The 1063-nt window shown below is 41.7% G+C and carries 2 protein-coding genes; one reads left to right on the forward strand and one right to left on the reverse strand.

The window, feature by feature from the left end:
• The coding region (gene sacY, locus ACWHAR_RS22970; RefSeq protein WP_452087933.1) for a transcription antiterminator SacY at positions 1-588 on the forward strand (588 nt) is incomplete at its 5' end.
• 52 nt (positions 589-640) lie between these two features.
• Here the strand turns inward: sacY and ACWHAR_RS22975 are convergent.
• Positions 641-1063 (reverse strand): glycosyltransferase family 8 protein (locus ACWHAR_RS22975; protein ID WP_452087934.1); only part of this gene is annotated, 423 nt, incomplete at its 5' end.

Raw genomic sequence — 1063 nt, forward strand, 5'->3', positions numbered from 1 at the left:
ATCAAAATCAACGAGCGCATTCATGTCGCTTTTTCAGACCATCTTTCTTTTGCGATTGAACGCCTGAGCAATGGGATGGTTATCAAAAATCCGCTGCTGAATGAAATCAAAGTCCTTTATCCAAAGGAGTTCCAGATCGGCTTATGGGCCAGAACACTGATTAAAGATAAACTGGGGATTCACATTCCTGATGATGAAATCGGCAATATCGCCATGCATATCCACACAGCAAGAAACAATGCCGGCGATATGACACAAACGCTTGATATTACAACAATGATTCGTGATATTATCGAGATTATCGAAATTCAACTGTCTATTAATATCGTTGAAGATACCATCTCTTATGAACGGCTTGTGACCCATCTCCGCTTTGCCATTCAGCATATCAAAGCAGGCGAATCCATTTACGAGCTGGACGCAGAAATGATCGACATCATTAAAGAGAAGTTTAAGGATGCCTTCCTGTGTGCCCTAAGCATCGGCACCTTTGTGAAGAAGGAATACGGCTTTGAATTTCCTGAAAAAGAATTGTGCTACATCGCCATGCATATTCAGCGGTTCTACCAACGGTCAGTCGCACGCTGAGACAAACAAAAAACGCTTTTGATCATCTCAAAAGCGTTTTTTTATATCTGTATTATTGGTTGATCGCCGGATTCCCAATCGTATTCCACTTCGTATAGGACATGTAATGGAAATACTCATCGCGATACGGATGTTTTGTATTGGAGTTCCAAGGCTTTTCTCCGCCGCAGAAGTGCACGATTGCCGGGTTTTCTCTCGTTTCATTATATTGCTTCCGCCCTAACAGAGTCGATGGGGTTTTCAGCTTTAACATGATATAGGTTTGAGCGTTCCAGCGCGGATGAAGTTCATACCACTGATCATACAAGATCGCATTCAGTGCATCTTGGTCATGCAGCACAAGAAAGTCTTCGTCTGGGTGTTCATTGATAAAGTTGATGACTTTTTCTGTGATGTTTTGCTTTCTCCAAGACTCAAAATCAATAATCATGATACCTGAGTTAAAATACTTCCCTGTATCAGTGACGTTCATTTC

Source organism: Bacillus sp. LR--39 (assembly GCF_053613335.1).